Annotated in this window: 16 protein-coding genes and 1 pseudogene; 10 read left to right on the top strand and 7 right to left on the bottom strand. The window is 67.5% G+C overall.

Features of this window, described 5'->3' with window-relative positions:
- Positions 1–9 precede the first annotated feature (9 nt).
- The 3 genes from ACPXB3_RS02555 to ACPXB3_RS02545 all read left to right on the top strand — a co-directional run bounded on the left by ACPXB3_RS02555 (position 10) and on the right by ACPXB3_RS02545 (position 3,273).
- Positions 10–576 (top strand): TetR/AcrR family transcriptional regulator, encoded by a 567-nt coding sequence (locus tag ACPXB3_RS02555; protein ID WP_425702762.1) that lies wholly within the window; start codon positions 10–12, stop codon positions 574–576.
- A 96-nt stretch (positions 577–672) separates the two neighbouring features.
- Positions 673–2,220 carry an acyl-CoA synthetase gene (locus ACPXB3_RS02550; protein ID WP_425702764.1) on the top strand — a complete coding sequence of 516 codons (1,548 nt, stop codon included), beginning with the start codon at positions 673–675 and terminating at the stop codon, positions 2,218–2,220.
- Positions 2,221–2,373: 153 nt separating this feature from the next.
- Complete coding sequence (locus ACPXB3_RS02545; protein ID WP_425726234.1) at positions 2,374–3,273, top strand: MSCRAMM family protein; 900 nt, start codon at positions 2,374–2,376, stop codon at positions 3,271–3,273.
- 204 nt (positions 3,274–3,477) lie between these two features.
- On the opposite strand, the gene ACPXB3_RS02540 is transcribed toward ACPXB3_RS02545, so the two are convergent.
- Positions 3,478–3,819 carry a hypothetical protein gene (locus tag ACPXB3_RS02540; protein WP_425726232.1) on the bottom strand — a complete coding sequence of 114 codons (342 nt, stop codon included), beginning with the start codon at positions 3,817–3,819 and terminating at the stop codon, positions 3,478–3,480.
- A 7-nt stretch (positions 3,820–3,826) separates the two neighbouring features.
- On the opposite strand from ACPXB3_RS02540, the gene ACPXB3_RS02535 reads away from it, so the two are divergent.
- Together ACPXB3_RS02535 and ACPXB3_RS02530 are read left to right on the top strand one after the other, a co-directional pair.
- Positions 3,827–4,126 (top strand): hypothetical protein, encoded by a 300-nt coding sequence (locus tag ACPXB3_RS02535; RefSeq protein ID WP_425702769.1) that lies wholly within the window; start codon positions 3,827–3,829, stop codon positions 4,124–4,126.
- Entirely contained in the window at positions 4,123–4,752 is a 630-nt protein-coding gene (locus ACPXB3_RS02530) for a class F sortase (RefSeq protein WP_425702771.1), read from the top strand. Before ACPXB3_RS02535 ends, ACPXB3_RS02530 begins: the two co-directional genes overlap by 4 nt.
- Before the next feature lie 10 nt (positions 4,753–4,762).
- Here the strand turns inward: ACPXB3_RS02530 and ACPXB3_RS02525 are convergent, their stop codons facing one another.
- On the bottom strand, positions 4,763–6,391 hold the full coding sequence (locus tag ACPXB3_RS02525) for an ABC-F family ATP-binding cassette domain-containing protein (protein WP_425702773.1): 1,629 nt from the start codon (positions 6,389–6,391) through the stop codon (positions 4,763–4,765).
- An 81-nt stretch (positions 6,392–6,472) separates the two neighbouring features.
- Between ACPXB3_RS02525 and ACPXB3_RS02520 the strand changes: the two genes are divergently transcribed.
- The gene (locus tag ACPXB3_RS02520) at positions 6,473–7,261 is read left to right on the top strand and encodes an SDR family oxidoreductase (RefSeq protein WP_425726230.1); all 789 of its coding nucleotides are present in this window, start codon (positions 6,473–6,475) and stop codon (positions 7,259–7,261) included.
- Positions 7,258–8,367: a lycopene cyclase family protein gene (locus tag ACPXB3_RS02515; RefSeq protein ID WP_425726228.1), complete on the top strand. Its 1,110-nt coding sequence runs from the start codon at positions 7,258–7,260 to the stop codon at positions 8,365–8,367. The genes ACPXB3_RS02520 and ACPXB3_RS02515 overlap by 4 nt, the downstream gene beginning before the upstream one ends.
- A gap of 36 nt (positions 8,368–8,403) precedes the next feature.
- Here the strand turns inward: ACPXB3_RS02515 and ACPXB3_RS02510 are convergent.
- A pseudogene (locus tag ACPXB3_RS02510) lies at positions 8,404–10,960 on the bottom strand (polynucleotide kinase-phosphatase).
- Positions 10,957–12,255, bottom strand: a complete 1,299-nt coding sequence (locus tag ACPXB3_RS02505) for a 3' terminal RNA ribose 2'-O-methyltransferase Hen1 (protein ID WP_425702940.1) — start codon at positions 12,253–12,255, stop codon at positions 10,957–10,959. Before ACPXB3_RS02505 ends, ACPXB3_RS02510 begins: the two are co-directional and overlap by 4 nt.
- Before the next feature lie 223 nt (positions 12,256–12,478).
- Here ACPXB3_RS02505 and ACPXB3_RS02500 point away from each other — a divergent pair, with 223 nt between their 5' ends.
- The 3 genes from ACPXB3_RS02500 to ACPXB3_RS02490 all read left to right on the top strand — a co-directional run bounded on the left by ACPXB3_RS02500 (position 12,479) and on the right by ACPXB3_RS02490 (position 14,113).
- Positions 12,479–13,165, top strand: a complete 687-nt coding sequence (locus ACPXB3_RS02500; protein WP_425702777.1) for a DsbA family oxidoreductase — start codon at positions 12,479–12,481, stop codon at positions 13,163–13,165.
- Positions 13,162–13,347, top strand: a complete 186-nt coding sequence (locus ACPXB3_RS02495) for a hypothetical protein (protein ID WP_425726226.1) — start codon at positions 13,162–13,164, stop codon at positions 13,345–13,347. The genes ACPXB3_RS02500 and ACPXB3_RS02495 overlap by 4 nt, the downstream gene beginning before the upstream one ends.
- Before the next feature lie 118 nt (positions 13,348–13,465).
- Positions 13,466–14,113 (top strand): FMN-dependent NADH-azoreductase, encoded by a 648-nt coding sequence (locus ACPXB3_RS02490; RefSeq protein ID WP_425702781.1) that lies wholly within the window; start codon positions 13,466–13,468, stop codon positions 14,111–14,113.
- Positions 14,114–14,174: 61 nt separating this feature from the next.
- Here the strand turns inward: ACPXB3_RS02490 and ACPXB3_RS02485 are convergent, their stop codons facing one another.
- From ACPXB3_RS02485 to sufU, 3 genes are all read right to left on the bottom strand, one after another.
- Positions 14,175–14,540, bottom strand: coding sequence for a DUF1992 domain-containing protein (locus ACPXB3_RS02485; RefSeq protein ID WP_425702942.1), 366 nt, complete (start codon positions 14,538–14,540; stop codon positions 14,175–14,177).
- Positions 14,541–14,636: 96 nt separating this feature from the next.
- Positions 14,637–15,002, bottom strand: a complete 366-nt coding sequence (locus tag ACPXB3_RS02480) for a metal-sulfur cluster assembly factor (RefSeq protein ID WP_425702783.1) — start codon at positions 15,000–15,002, stop codon at positions 14,637–14,639.
- Positions 14,999–15,469, bottom strand: coding sequence for a Fe-S cluster assembly sulfur transfer protein SufU (sufU, locus tag ACPXB3_RS02475; protein ID WP_425702785.1), 471 nt, complete (start codon positions 15,467–15,469; stop codon positions 14,999–15,001). Before sufU ends, ACPXB3_RS02480 begins: the two co-directional genes overlap by 4 nt.
- Positions 15,470–15,494 lie beyond the last annotated feature (25 nt).

Genomic DNA, 15,494 nt, shown 5'->3' with positions numbered 1-15,494 from the left:
AGCAATTACGTGCCCAAGGTCAGTGATGACCGCCTTGCCGCGCGCCGCCGGGAGATTCTCGACGGCGCGCGGCATTGTTTCGCGGAGTACGGATATGACGGGGCCACCGTCAAACGGATCGAGGAATCGACCGGTCTGTCCCGTGGTGCGATCTTCCACCACTTCCGGGACAAGGAAGCGTTGTTCCTGGCGCTCGCGCAGGAGGATGCCGAACGGATGGCCGACGTGGCCGCCGAGCAGGGCCTCGTCCAGGTCATGCGCGACGTCCTGGCACGTCCGCAGGACTTCAACTGGCTCGGCACCCGACTGGAGATCGCTCGAAAACTGCGTACGGACAAGAGCTTTCGCGATGCCTGGATGTCACATTCGGCCGATGTCGAGAAGGCGACCCTGGCCCGGCTGGAGCGCGGCCGCGCATCGGGCCGGCTGCGCGACGACGTGGCGCCCGAGGTGCTCGTGAAGTATCTCGACCTCGTCCTCGACGGCCTCATCACGCGGCTGGCGACCGGGCAGCCGACCGACGACCTGCACGATGTCCTCGACCTCGTGGAGGAGTCGGTGCGCGTCTCGCGCTGATCCCCACATCGAAGTCGGCCTTTGCCGATTCCACCGTGCCGAGCGAACGCTCGCTATAGCCTGGGTTCCCAGTGTCATCGGCTGTGAGGAGACAGCGTGTTCCCAGGAGTTTTCGCCGCTCGTACCCCCGACAAGCCCGCCGTCCTCCGGCCGGCGACCGGGGAACAGCTGACCTACCGGCAACTCGACGAGAACTCCACCCGGCTGGCCGATCATCTCCATTCGCTCGGCCTGCGGCCGGGCCACTGCATCGCCGTCGTCTCCGAGAACGACCTCCGCATCTTCGAGGCCTACTGGGCCGCGCTGCGCAGTGGCATGTACATCACCGTCATCAACCACCACCTGACCGCCGAGGAGACCGACTACATCCTCGCCGACTCCGACGCCCAGGTCGTGCTCGCCGGGGCATCGGTGGCGCACGCTCTCGCCCACGCCGCCTCGCTGCCCGCACTTGCGGCGCCGGGCCGCCGAATCGCCTGGGGCGGAGACATTCCCGGCTTCGACGCCTATGAGAAGGTGCTCGCGCAGGCTTCGGCGCGGCCGCGCACCGACCAGCCGCGCGGCACCGACATGCTGTACTCGTCGGGTACCACCGGGCGCCCCAAGGGGATCCGGACCCCGTTGCCGCAAGGGCAGGTCGACGCCATCCCCGACGCCTACACCGCGGTCTTCGGGCCCATGTACGGATTCGACGAGAACTCGGTGTACCTCTCCCCTGCCCCGCTGTATCACGCTGCGCCACTGCGCTATTGCGGAACCACCCACTCCGTCGGCGGAACCGTGGTGATGATGGATCACTTCGAGCCGGAGGAGGCCCTACGACTGATCGAGACCTACCACGTCACCCACAGCCAGTGGGTGCCGACGATGTTCATCCGCATGCTCAAACTGCCCGATGCGGTGCGTGCGCGTTACGACGTCTCCAGCATGAAAGTCGCCATCCACGCAGCAGCCCCCTGCCCGGTGGACGTCAAGCGGGCCATGATCGAGTGGTGGGGTCCGGTCATTCACGAGTACTACGCCTCCACCGAGGCTGCGGGAGCGACATTCATCGGCCCGCAGGAAGCTCTCGCTCATCCCGGCTCGGTCGGCCGGCCACTACTGGGTATCGTCCACATCTGCGACGAGGACGGCGTCGAATCACCCACCGGGGACGTCGGATCGGTGTACTTCGAACGGGACGGGGCGGCCTTCGAATACCACAACGATCCTGCCAAAACCGCTGCCGCGCGCCACCCGGGCCACGACAACTGGTCGACCACGGGCGACGTCGGATACGTCGACGACGACGGGTATCTCTACCTCACCGATCGCAAGGCGTTCATGATCATCTCCGGCGGGGTCAACATCTACCCGCAAGAGGCGGAGAACGTTCTGGTCACCCATCCGGCGGTCTTCGATGTCGGCGTCATCGGGGTGCCCGACCCGGACCTCGGTGAGGTCGCCAAGGCGTGCGTCCAACTCGCGCCCGGACACACGCCCTCGGCGGAGCTTGCCGCCGAACTGCTGGATTCTGCGCGATCGAAGATCGCCGCATACAAGGTGCCCCGTTCCGTGGACTTCGTCGACGACCTGCCCCGCACACCCACCGGAAAGCTTGTGAAGGGCGTTCTGCGCAAGGCGTATTGGCCGTCGCCGGTATGATTCTGCAGGTCCTTGATTTCGGGGACGACCCGGTAACGCGGCGATAACAGTTTCTGTGGTTTGCTAACGATCCGACCGCCCGATGCGGATTAGTCATTGTCGGGGGACACATCGGACTCGGGTCGGGGAGACCACGAGAACCCCATGCATCACATGAATTTTCGCCCGCGGACGACCGCCCTGCGGCTTGCCTGTGCCGTCGCCGTCAGCGCGGCCCTGACCTCCGGGGGCGGCATCGCTCTGGCCGACGAGCCACCCACGAGCGATTCGACGACCACGACCACCGACGAGCCACCCACGACCACGTCGACGGAGACGACGACGTCTCCTGACACCACCACTCCGCAGACCACGCAGAGCACGCCTTCGACGCCGGCATCGACCACCACGACGACGCCCACCACGACGACGCCCACCACGACGACGCCCGCCCCACCCGAAGGCGAGGGCACCATCAATCTGTCCGCCACCGACACGTCTGGCGCTCCACTGCCCGGTGTCGTCGTCGACTTCGCCGGACCGTCGAGCGGGCAACCGATTCCGCTGCCCGCCTCGCTGAACGACTATCCCGGCGACTACCACGTCACCGTCACCACCGTTCCGGCCGGCTATCGGCTGATCGGCTCCGGCGGGATCACCGTGCACCTCGCCGTGGGGCAGACGGTGGGCCACGTGTTCGTCTTCAAGCGCACCGGGGGCAACGATGGCGACGGGTTCCTACAGATCATCAAACGTGACCGGATCGATGGACACAGCCTGGGAAATGCCCGTTTCGTCCTCGCCACGTGCGGCGGCGAACCACTCGGCATCGAGGTCACCGGGGTGACCGGTGCGCTGACCCGCAAGGTCCACCCCGGCTGCTACACCGCACACGAGTACGCCGCCCCCGCAGGCTATGTCAACGACGGATACACCTACACGTTCCAGGTGACCGCCGGACAGACTGCCACCCAGGTCGTATACAACACCCCGGCAGGGCATGTCAGCCAACGTGATCCGGGCGGACGTACCCCGCTGTCGTCGATTCCCTCCGGACCGGTGAACCAGCGGTGACGGCCGCGCTGTCAGCTCCCCTGCGGCACAACAGGAGCCAGGAATGTCAACGAAGCCGACAGTGTCCGTATCGGTAACCCCGCGATAACGGTTTCGGTGAACTGGTAACGACCCGACGCACGGTGCGGATCACCCAGTGACGGGGACACACACATCGGACTCGGGTCGGGGAGACCACGAGAAGATCATGCACCACAAGCGCTTTCACCTACGGACGACAGCCCTGCGGCTTGGCTTTGCAATCGCCGTCACCACCGCCATGGCCTCCGGTGTGGGTGTCGCAGTCGCCGACGATTCACCGGCCGGCGACCAGGCCACCACGACCGCCGTCACCAGCCAGCCGACCGCGACCACTCCGACGGATCCGGCCACGACGACCCCGCAAACCACACCGAGCACGCCTTCGACACCGGCCTCGACAACCACCACGACAACCACCACGACAACCACCACGACACCGGCAACCACGCCGGCCTCGACAACCACGACGACACCGGCAACGCGCTCGCTGTATCTCGTCTCGTTCGTCCCCAAGGCCGGTGGCATCGATCCGGTGGGCGGCGTCCGAGTCCACCTCACCGAGACCGGGTCGGGCGCCGGGATCGACGCCACGACCCCGGCGCACCTGTCCGTACCCGCGGGGATGTACCGGGCGCATGTGGTCGGTGTTCCGGCCGGCTACCGACTCGTCTCCGGCGAGGACGATACGGTCGACCTCACCGACAACGGCAATCACCTGCAGTTCATCCTCGAACGCGTAACCGCGGGCAACGGGGCCGGTCCTGTGGCCCGTGATCCGGGCGGGCGCACCCCACTGTCGTCGATTCCGTCCGGACCGGTGAACCAACCATGACGACCACCCCGAGCGCGCATCGCAGCGTCCGGCACGCCGCCGTGGCCGTTGCCGTGACTCTCACCGTGTTGCTGATCGGGTTGCTCGTCGGCGGCTGCGGCAGTACCGGATCAGTCAAATCCGCCAATCCGTCTGCGGCACAGCAGGACCTGCCCGTGCCTGTCAAGGCACACACCGATGATCCCGGCGCCCCGGTCTCGGTGGCCACCGGCGGCGGCACCGCACAGGTTGATGCGGTGGCCACCGACACCGCGGGCGCACTGCTCCCGCCGCAGGACGTCACACGCCTCGGCTGGTGGGTCGATTCGGCTCTGCCGGGGTCGGGTAAGGGCACGGTGGTGATCACCGGGCACATCGACGAGGCCGGACAGGGCAAGGGTTTTGCCGCGCGGTTCGCCGATCTCGCACCGGGTGCCGAGGTGCAGGTCACCACCGCCAACCGCGAGCAGGTCGCCTATCGGGTGACCCGGGTGCAGACTGCCGACAAGCACAATGGCTTCCCCGCAACCGAACTCAATCGACTCGACGGCCCGGAGACGCTGGCACTGGTCACCTGTGGAGGACCGTTCATCGGCCCTCCCCTCGGCTATGCCGACAACATCATCGCCTGGGCGTCACGGGGGTAACCCTTGCGACTCAAGCGAGTTCGATGAGCTCCTGATACTCATCGCTCCAGTGATCCTCGGTGCCGTCGGGCAGCAGGATCACGCGTTGCGGGTCGAGTGCAGCAGCGGCGCCGGGGTCGTGGGTCACCAACACCACGGCCCCGGTGTAACTGCGCAATGCATCGAGGACCTGCTCGCGTGAGATGGGGTCGAGGTTGTTGGTCGGCTCGTCGAGAAGCAACACATTCGCCGCCGAGGAGACCAGACCGGCCAGCGAGAGCCGGGTCTTCTCACCACCGGACAGCGTCCCGGTGGGTTGGTCGAGCTGCGGCCCGGTGAACATGAAGGCACCGAGCAGGCTGCGCAGGTCCTGTTCACCCGCGTCCGGGGCGGCGTGGCGGATGTTCTCCCACACCGTGGCAGCGTCGTCGAGAGTGTCATGTTCCTGGGCGAAGTATCCGATCTTGAGGCCGTAGCCGGGTTCGATCGAACCGAGGTCGGGTGCCTCGACGCCGGCGAGCAGCTTGAGCAGCGTGGTCTTGCCCGCACCGTTGAGGCCGAGCACCACGACCCGGCTGCCCTTGTCGACGGCGAGGTCCACGCCGGTGAAGATCTCCAGGGACCCGTAGGTTTTGGTCAGTCCCGACGCCATCAGCGGGGTCTTGCCGCACGCCGCCGGCTCGGGGAAGCGGATCTTCGCGGTGCGATCGGCGACCCGCTCGTCTTCGAGGGAGTCGAGCATGCGGTCGGCGCGCTTGAGCATGTTCTGTGCCGCGGTGGCCTTGGTCGCCTTCGCACCGAGCTTGGCCGCCTGCACGCGCAGCGCCGACGCCTTCTTCTCCGCGTTGGCGCGCTCACGTTTGCGCCGCTGCTCGTCGGTGGCGCGAGCGTCGAGGTAGCGCTTCCACCCCATGTTGTAGACGTCGGCCTCGCCGCGCACGGCATCGAGGAACCACACCCGGTTGACCACATCGGCGAGCAGATCGACGTCGTGGCTGATCACCACCAGGCCGCCCTCGTGGTTCTGCAGGAAACTGCGCAACCAGGTGATCGAGTCGGCGTCGAGGTGGTTGGTCGGCTCGTCGAGCAGCAGGGTCGTATCGGATTTCCCGGATCCGTCGGAAGCGGCGAACAGGATGCGTGCCAATTCGATCCGACGCCGCTGCCCGCCGGACAGGGTCCGCAGCGGCTGGGCCAGTACGCGGTCGGGCAGGCCGAGACTGTTACAGATCCGGGCCGCGTCGGACTCGGCGACGTAACCGCCGAGGGCGGAGAAACGCTCCTCGAGTTGCCCGTACTTGGCGACGGCCTTGTCGCGCACCCGGTCGTCGGCCGCCTCGGCCATCAGTGCCTGCTGCTTTTCCATCTGCCGCATGATCGCGTCGAGGCCGCGTGCCGAGAGCACCCGATCACGCGCCAACACCTCGAGGTCGCCCTCCTTGGGGTCTTGCGGCAGGTAGCCGATCTCCCCGCTGCGGACCACCGTTCCCGCATACGGCTCGGTTTCGCCGGCGAGGATGCGCAAGGTGGTCGTCTTCCCGGCGCCGTTCCGGCCGACCAATCCGATGCGGTCACCGGCTTGGATGCGCAGTGCAGGGCCGGGTGCCGACAACAGGGTCCGGGCACCCGCTCGAACTTCCAGGTCGGTCGCGGTGATCACGACGATCCAGTCTAATCGCCACCGGCGATATGGCCGCATCGCGCAAAAGGGCGCAGGTCGAGGGTCCGCTAGGCTGGCGCTGTGACCGACACCACCGCGTTTCCCGTCCCCGATCTCCGTGGCCGCTCGGCCCTCGTCACCGGCTCCAGCCGCGGTATCGGACTCGAGATCGCCACCGAACTCGCCCGACGCGGCGCAGCCGTCGTCATCACCGGACGCAAACCCGAACCACTGGACGGCGCGGCCGAGTCGATCCGCGCCGCCGTCCCCGGTGCCCATGTCACTGCGGCACCCGGCAACACCGGCGACGTCGAGCATCGGGCGGCTGCGGTCGCGGCCGCCGCCGCGCAGGGCGGCGTACACATCCTGGTGAACAACACCGGCATCGCGCCGGCCGCGGGACCGCTGATGGATGCCGACCTCGGGGCGGTTCGCAAGACCTTCGACACCAATGTGGTCGCCGCCCTGGGCTTCGTACAGGAGGCGTATCGCGCGGGCATGGCCGAGACCGGCGGCGCGGTGGTCAACATCGCGTCGGTGGCCGGCCTGCGCTCCACGGGGGCCATCGCCGCCTACGGGGCGTCCAAGGCCGCCCTGATCCGGCTCACCGAGGAACTGGCCTGGGAGCTCGGCCCCGTCGGCATCCGGGTGAACGCCATCGCGCCGGCGATCGTGCGTACCCGATTCGCCGCGGCCCTCATCGCCGGCGACAACGAGGCCAAGGCGTTGGCCGGCTATCCGCTCGGCCGACTCGGTGAACCGGAGGACATCGCGCGGGCGGCCGCCTTCCTGGTCGGCGACGAGTCCTCCTGGATCACCGGCGAGACCCTGCGGGTCGACGGCGGCCTGTTGGCCACCGGCTCGATGTGACACCGGCCCCTTCGGCCATCGTGGTGGGTGCCGGGCCGGCGGGGCGCGCGCTGACTCATCGACTCGCACAACGCAATGTGGCAGTGACACTTGTTGATTCGCATCCTCAACGCATGTGGCGGGCCACCTACGCATGCTGGACCGACGAACTGCCTGCGTGGGTACCATCCGACGTGGTCGCCCAACAGCTGGACGCTGTACGAATCTGCTGCCCCCATCCGCGCGACATCCCGCGCAGCTACGCGGTGCTCGACACGGCCGCCCTCCGGCAGGCGCTCACCGATCCGCAGGTCGAGATCGTCGCCGGGCGGGCGGTTGTCCTCGGCGACAACGCAATTCGGGTCGACGATGGAACAGTGCTCCGTGCCGGCACCGTGATCGATGCACGCGGGACCGCCGGACACGGCCCTCGTCAGACCGCCTGGGGCATCGTCGTGCCGCGACCGGTCGCCGCGCCGATCCTCGATGGCGCCGACGCGATACTGATGGATTGGCGGCCGGCCGCACCGGAACTCACCGGGTCGCCATCTTTCCTCTATGCCGTGCCGCTCGATGCCGAGCGGGTGTTGCTCGAGGAGACCTGCCTGGCCGGCGCACCGGCATTGTCCCCGTCCGCGCTGCGTGATCGCCTGACACGTCGACTTGCCTGTGCCGCCATCGATCCCGACGACGTGCTCGCGAGCGAACGGGTGTCATTCGGGCTCACCGGCATCGACGCCCGGCCGTGGCGGCACCGGCCGCTGCTCTACGGCGCGCGTGCCGGGCTGATGCACCCGGCCACCGGCTACAGCGTGGCCGCGTCGTTGGCGGCCGCCGACGACGTGGCCGCCGCAGTCAGCTCCGGGCGGCAGCCGGCTGCGGCGCTGTGGCCGCGTCCGGCGCGCGCGATCGCCCGGCTGCGGTCGGTCGGACTGCGGGCGCTACTCGAGATGGATACCGCCGAGATCGCCGACTTCTTCGACAATTTCTTCTCGCTGCCGGTGGCCGTGCAGCGCGACTACCTCTCCGAACGGCGCCACTTGGGCTCCGTCCTCGCGGCGATGGTCCGCATCTACCGGGGTGGCGACCGCAGGCAACGGTTGGCGCTGATGCGCGCACTGATCTGAACGCCCCCGACGGCCGAATCCGACACGGACGCATTGCTACAGCCTCGAATCCACCGCTTCCGATTCGAGAGCCAGCACGGCGAAGACGCATTCGTGGACCTGCCACAGCGGTGCGGCGTCGACGTGATGGGCCAACGCCTCGCGACCGAGTTGGTACTCACGCATAGCCATCGACTGCTTGTGCCGGAGATCGCGGGCGCGTAGACGGCCGAGATCGGCACGGTAGGACGGCCCGTAGATGATCCGCAGATATTCCGGGCCGCGTACCTTCAGGCCCGGCGGCACCAGGCGACCCCTGCTGTCTCGGGTCAGGTTGGCGGCCGGCTTGACCACCATGCCCTCGCCACCGGAACCGGTGATCTCGTTCCACCATCGGGCACCAGCCGCACGTGACTCCGCCGAGGTGACGTCGACGTCGATGTGCCGGGTACCGGCGAACAGCGCCGGCTCTGCCCGGACCAGTTGCGCCGCGACATCGAGATGCCAGGCGTGCGAACAACTCTCGAATGTCGTCGCGCCATCGGATCCGCCGGCGGCGAGGACCTCGGACGGTGCGATACGCAACTCGGCCATCGACGCCCCGACGTCGACGTACTCGAGATAGGCGGCGCGGAATGCCCGGAAATCGTCGATCGTGACCGCGGTACGTGCCACCAACCGATCGACCTCGAGACCGCGCGCCCCGGCGGTGTCCAGCTCACGGGCCAAGAAGTCCAGTTCCGGCTCGGCCGCAGCGGCGACCTGCGCAAAATGGTCGCGAATCAGACCTTCGCCCTTGATGTTCCACGGCAGCACCTCGGCATCGATGATCACCCAGTCCCAGCCGCGGTCCGCGAGGATCGGACGCAGTGCCGATCGCGCGCGCTCGACGACCGACGCTGTCGTCGCCGGATCGAAGAACGACCGACCAGTGCGGGTATAGAGCGCCCCGATCCCCTCGGTCACCCCGAACACGCGCCGGGCGACACCGGCATCGGCGGCCGGCACGAGAACTCCCCTCGACCCCATGTGCTTTTCCTCGCACACGACGTGCTCGACTCCGAGGTCGGCGTAACGGCTGTACGCCGCCTTCGGATCCTCGAGCAGGTCCGGGCTCTCGCCACCGACCGGACTCATGGTCGGCGGCAGATAGCGAATCCAACCCGGATCGACGGCGTAACGCGACATCACCTCGAGGGCTGCGGCGGCGTTGTCGGCACGGACGGTGACCACGGGCCCGTACCGGCCGGCGATGGACCTCTTGCCGAGCACATCGTCGAGCCGGAGTTCCGATCGCACCAGGGTGTCGGCGGAGCTGTCGCCATAGCCCATCGGCTTTCCGCTGGGCCAGTAGACTTCTCGCGCCGGCACGTCGACGACCGACGACTCCGGATATCGCAGGGCGCTGAGTCTGCCACCGAAGACGCAACCGGTGTCCACACAGATCGTGTTGTTGAGCCACGCGGCCGCGGGTACCGGCGTATGCCCGTAGACCACCGTGGCGGCGCCGCGATAGTCACCACGCACCGGGTAGCCCCAACGATCTTTCTCGCCGGTCGTCTCGCCGTACATGGCCAGGGCGCGGACCCGGCCCGATGTCCGTCCGTGATAGCGCTCGGCCAGACCGGCGTGCGCCACGACCAGCCGGCCGTCATCGAAGATGAGGTGCGACACCAGGCCGTCGACGAACGTCATCACCTGCTCCCGGAACCCGGTCGGCTGTGAGTCGAGCTGGGCCACCGACGTCTGCAGTCCGTGGGTCAGCTCGACCTCACGGTCGTGGCGGCCGGCAACGGATCGCTGACGCAAGACTTTCAGCAGCTTCTCCTCATGGTTGCCACGCACACAGAAGGCCTGACCCGCATCGACCATCGCCATCACCAGCCGAAGAACGGCGGGCGTATCCGGCCCGCGGTCGACGAGGTCGCCCACGAAGATGATGCGCCAGGCCCGCGGGATGGTCACGCGCACCGACGATCTCACCACTCGAGCTGCGTACCGGCGTCCAGCCGAGTCGTTCGAGCAACTCGGCGAGTTCGCCGATGCAACCGTGGATGTCACCGATCACGTCGAATGGTCCGTGTTCGGCGGTGCGGTCGTTGAAGAGCCGGGTGCGGACAACCGTGGCCGTATCGATCGCGGCTGTTCCGTCGAGGACGTGCACAAACCGGAAACCCTCCTTGCGGAGGTTCTTTCCCTGTTGGCGCAGCAGCCGGTGCTGACGGACGACCACCGCCTCAGAGATGTCGGGACGCTGCCCGGCACGCGCCGTCAGCTCGGTCAGCGGCACATCCAACACGATCGCCGCCGCGAAGACGTCGTGGTCCTTCGCCATCTCCAGCAGTCCACGGCGATCCTCGGGGCGTGCCGAGGTCGCATCGACGACCGTCAGCAGGCCACGCCGCAGCCGGTGCCGCGCCACGTCGTAGAGCGCGTCGAAGGCATCGCCGGTGGCCGACTGATCCGTCGGATCGTCGGCGACCAGCCCGCGGAACACATCCCACGACAGAATCTCGGTGTCGCGGAAGTGGTTGTGCGCGAACGTCGTCTTACCCGCTCCCGACGCACCGACGAGTACGACCAGACACAGGTCGGGCAACTCGATGGTGGTCATCGACCCACCTCCCCGTCGACCCGGGTGAAGACCGCCGTCTGGGTCGGCGCTCCGAGGCCGTCGGCCCTGTCGCCGATCTCCAAGATCGAAGCCGTGTAACCGTAAGTCGCGCAGACATCGTCGCACCAGGCGCCGAACTCGGCCCGAGTGAACTCGAAGCGGTGATCGGGGTGCCGGAACTCGTCGGCGGCGAGCCCGAACACCGGATTGTGCTCACGATTGGGCGTGGTGACGATGACCGTACCGGGCGCCATCGACTCGAAGACCGAATACACGGCCGTCGGCAGTCGATCGGGCTCGATGTGCTCGACGACCTCCATCAGGACCACGGCATCGTGTCCGCGGCACCGCGGATCGGTGTACATGAGCGACGACTGCCACAACTCGACACCGCGCCACCGCTCGAGTCGTCGCTGCGCCCTCTCGAGCGCCTGCATCGACACGTCGACGCCCGAGAGTCGGCCGGCGAAGCGGTCGGAGACCAGCTCGGCGAGCAACTTCCCCTCCCCGCAACCGATATCGAGAACCGAATGGGCACCGGTCTGGCGGATCAGGTCGGCCACCCGTCGGACACGCCGGCCCGCCAACGACGTCCCGTGAGTCCGGGATGTGACCGGCGCGTCGTCGGCGCCGCTTTCGACGAGGGCCCGCCGGGTGAGCGGTGCGACGTGCTTGAGATACCCGCGCACGATCTCTTCACGGCCCGGATGTCCATCGAGCCACCCCTTTCCGAGGCGATCCAGCTTGTCGATCTCGGGTTCGTCCACGAAATAGTGTTTGTCGTCGGCGATCACCGGCACCAGCACACACACGTGACGCAAGGCCTCGCGAACGGTGGCCGAACCCTCGAGCACCACGTTGCGGAACACCGAGTCGCCCCAACTGGCCGGATGAAGGCGCTGCGGGGTCGACGTCACCGACCATCCAAGGGGCGCAAAGACCTCCACCGGGTCCGGACCCCGCACCGGCACCGAGACGATCTCGATCCGCAGCGGCCAGACCTTCTCGGTGAGGTCGGGCCGCATTGCGCAGCGTCCCGCGATCGCATCTCCGAAGACCTTGCCCAGTGCCACGATCAGGCGCGACGAGGCGGCGTGGGCCACGGTGTTCACGTAGCGGTCGGGCTCGCCGACCGCCCGCGCCCCGGCCCCGTCCACGTGAACGACGACCCGGCACCGATCATCGGTCGCGACCGGGTAGAACACGGTCGCGTGGCCCTGCGTCGTCGGAAAGGACTGCACCCGTTCGGGATGCTTGTGCAACAGATATCCGAGGTCGGTGGCCGGGGGTGACATCGTCACCGACCGCTTCGATGGCCAGAATCACCGTCTCAGCGCACTGACCTGGGCAACCGCAATTCGCCGTCCCCGATCAGGCGCGGCTCGTGCCGCATCGGCTTCTTGCCCGCGGCCGTCGACGCGAACATCTCGCGACGCCTACGTACTTCAAAGTGCCTTTTGTAAGCTCCGCCTTACCGACGCATGATGGTGTTACGCACTAGCAGTGAGGTGAACAAGAATGGTTGATCAGATAACCCATCCCGACGGGTCGCAGATCGTCATCGAGGTCTGGTCCGACCTGGGATGCCCGTGGTGCTATCTCGCGAAGCACCGGCTCCAGACCGCGATCGAGCAGCGCCCCGACGCCGATCGGTTCAAGGTCGTGATGCGGTCCTTCGAGCTGAATCCGGCAGCACCGAAGCGCCCGGAGGCGATCGAAAAGGCCTTCATCAGTACCCACGGCGGAACCGCCACCCAATTCCTGGCGGCAGAACGCCAGATGCAGTCGATCGCCCGCAAGGAAGGCCTGGAGTTCACGCTGGACCGTCTCAGTGCCAACACTTTTGACCTGCACCGGGTGGTGCAGTACGCCAACGACGAAGGACTCGGGTTCGAGTTCTTCTCGGCTGTCCAGGACGGCTTCTTCGTCGGCACGCTCAACCCCTATGACTCCGATGCCCTGGCCGCGGTCGCCGAGTCGGTCGGGCTCGACGGCGGGCGAGTGCGCGCGATACTCGCCGGCGACGAGTACGCCAAGCGGGTACGCGCCGACCGGGCAAAGGGACTCGAGCTCGGTGCGACCGGTGTCCCGTTCGTCGTCCTCGACCGGCGGGTCGCCGCCCCGGGTGCACAAAAGGTCCAGGTGTACGGCCAGATGCTCGAGCAGGTGGCGGCCGCAGCCGCACCGAGCGAGCGTGTGTCATGAACGAGCACGACGAGCAAACAATCGAGGTAGCCGCGCCGAAGGGTGGCCTCCAGATCATCGCCGCACCCGCCGGCGGATGGTGCGAGCCCGACACCGGGGTCTGCCACCTCGATCCCCCCGACCCGGTGAGCGACGCCGAGGCTCTCGACGAGACGGACGCGCCCGGTCCCGCCGGGCGGTGACCACTCGACGAGCCACCGACCGATCCGCAACAACAGCAGACCGGCAACACAGCCGATCACGCAGACCCGCCTCCGGAGATCACCGGAGCGTTCCCACCACTCTGAAAGGACCCCACCCATGTCGTATCTGCTTCACATCGACTCCTCGTCACTCGGCGAGGCATCGATCTCGCGCCAAGTCGCCCAGTCCTTCCTCGACGGCTGGAACGGCGACGTCGTCCACCGAGACCTGGCTGCTTCACCGGTGCCTCACCTATCCGCGGCCGGCATCTCCGCCCGTTCCACGGCCCCCGACCAATACACGGCCGAAGAGGCCGAGGCGGCCGCGTTGCAGGACACGCTGATCGAGGAGTTCCTCGGCGCGAGCTCCTATCTGTTCACCGTGCCCATGTACAACCTGACGATGCCGTCGGTGTTCAAGGCATGGCTCGACCAGATCATGGTCTTCGGCCGCACCATGGCGTTCGAAGGTCCGGTGCCTGCGGCCGGCCGGCCGGCCGTGGTGATCTCGGCGCGCGGAGGCGGCTATGGTCCCGGTGCCCCCAAGTACGGCCTGGATTACGTCGTACCCAGCCTCGAAGCCGTACTCGGCCGTGCGGACATGCTCGGCCTCGACCTCACCACCGTCGTTCCCGAGCTGACCATGGTGCCCCACGCCCCGGCCATGGCCGCACTGCTGCCGAAGCACGAGGAATCCATGGCCAGCGCTCACGACCGGGCCAGGGAGCTCGCCGCCACGATCGCCGGGGCCACGACCGCCGCCTGAGCCCGCGCCGGCTCGATACGAAGCGACCGACGCGGCCCCGCCCTCCGTGGGTGGGGTCGCGTCAGTTGTTGCCGCGCAGCTTCCGCCAGCCCTCGATCATCTCGTCGACGTCGACGGTGCGGCAGATCAGCTGCGAACTCGGCTCCAGACCCGGACGCAGCCGATCCTGCCTCACCCGCCGGTTGAAGTCGGTCAGGATGGTGCGCACCGCGGATTCATTCCCGATGCCGCGCAACGATTCCGGGAACGACTGGCGTTCCTTGCGCAATTGCAGGATCGGTGGGAGCAATGCGGCGGAGTCGAGATCCTCGTCGCGAATCTTCTGCTTGGCCCACCAGTCGGGGTCGTCGAGCCCGGAAAGGTTGAGTGGCTTGCCCATTCCGGGCAGGTTGTCGAATTCACCGCGCTCGGTGGCCTCGCGGATCATCTTCTCGACCCGGGTCTCGTGCCGCTGGGGTCGCCGGCGCCGGACACGCCGAAAGTGGCCGTCAGCGGGCAGATCCTCGGGTTGCTCGGTCACGACCTACACGGTGAAGCCGAGCGCACGGAGCTGTTCGCGCCCGTCGTCGGTGATCTTGTCCGGACCCCATGGCGGTATCCACACCCAGTTGATCTCCAGGTCGGTACACAGACCGCTGTTCACCAGCGCCGCTCGCGTCTGGTCCTCGATGACATCGGTCAGCGGACAGGCCGCCGACGTGAGCGTCATGTCGATCCTGGCGACGGCGTCATCGGTGATCTCGATCCCGTACACGAGGCCGAGGTCGACGACGTTGATCCCGAGTTCGGGGTCGACGACATCTCGCATCGCCTCTTCGACGTCATCGAGCTGCGGCAGCGACGTGGTGACCTCCACCCCGCCGGCAATGCTCTCGGTGTTGTCGCTCATGCTGTCTCCGCTCGTTGCGATTCGATTGCCTCGACCGATCGTGCCAACGCATCCTTGAACGCCAGCCATCCCAGCAGTGCACATTTCACCCGGGCGGGGTACTTGCTGACCCCCGCCAGGGCCACGCCGTCGCCGATCACGTCCTCGTCGCCCTCGTCCCGGCCGCGGGAGGTCAGCATCGCGTTGAAGGATCCGAGGGTGGCCAACGCCTCGTCGAGTGTCTGACCGACGATCTGGTCGTAGAGCACCGATGTCGACGCCTGCGAGATCGAACAGCCCTGTCCGTCATAGGAGATGTCGGCGACGCGCTCGCCGTCGTCACTCAACGCCACCCGCAAGGTGACCTCGTCACCGCAGGTGGGATTCACGTGATGCACCTCGGCGCCGAACGGCTCCCGCAGCCCGCGACCGTGCGGGTGCTTGTAGTGATCGAGGATCACGTCCTGATACATCTGTTCCATCCGCATCAGCGCTTACCTCCCATCGACGTCC

The organism is Gordonia sp. DT219, from assembly GCF_049847065.1.
Taxonomy (GTDB): Bacteria; Actinomycetota; Actinomycetes; order Mycobacteriales; family Mycobacteriaceae; genus Gordonia.
The sequence above is the reverse complement of the archived record's forward strand: the minus strand, read 5'-3'. Positions and strand labels throughout refer to the sequence as shown.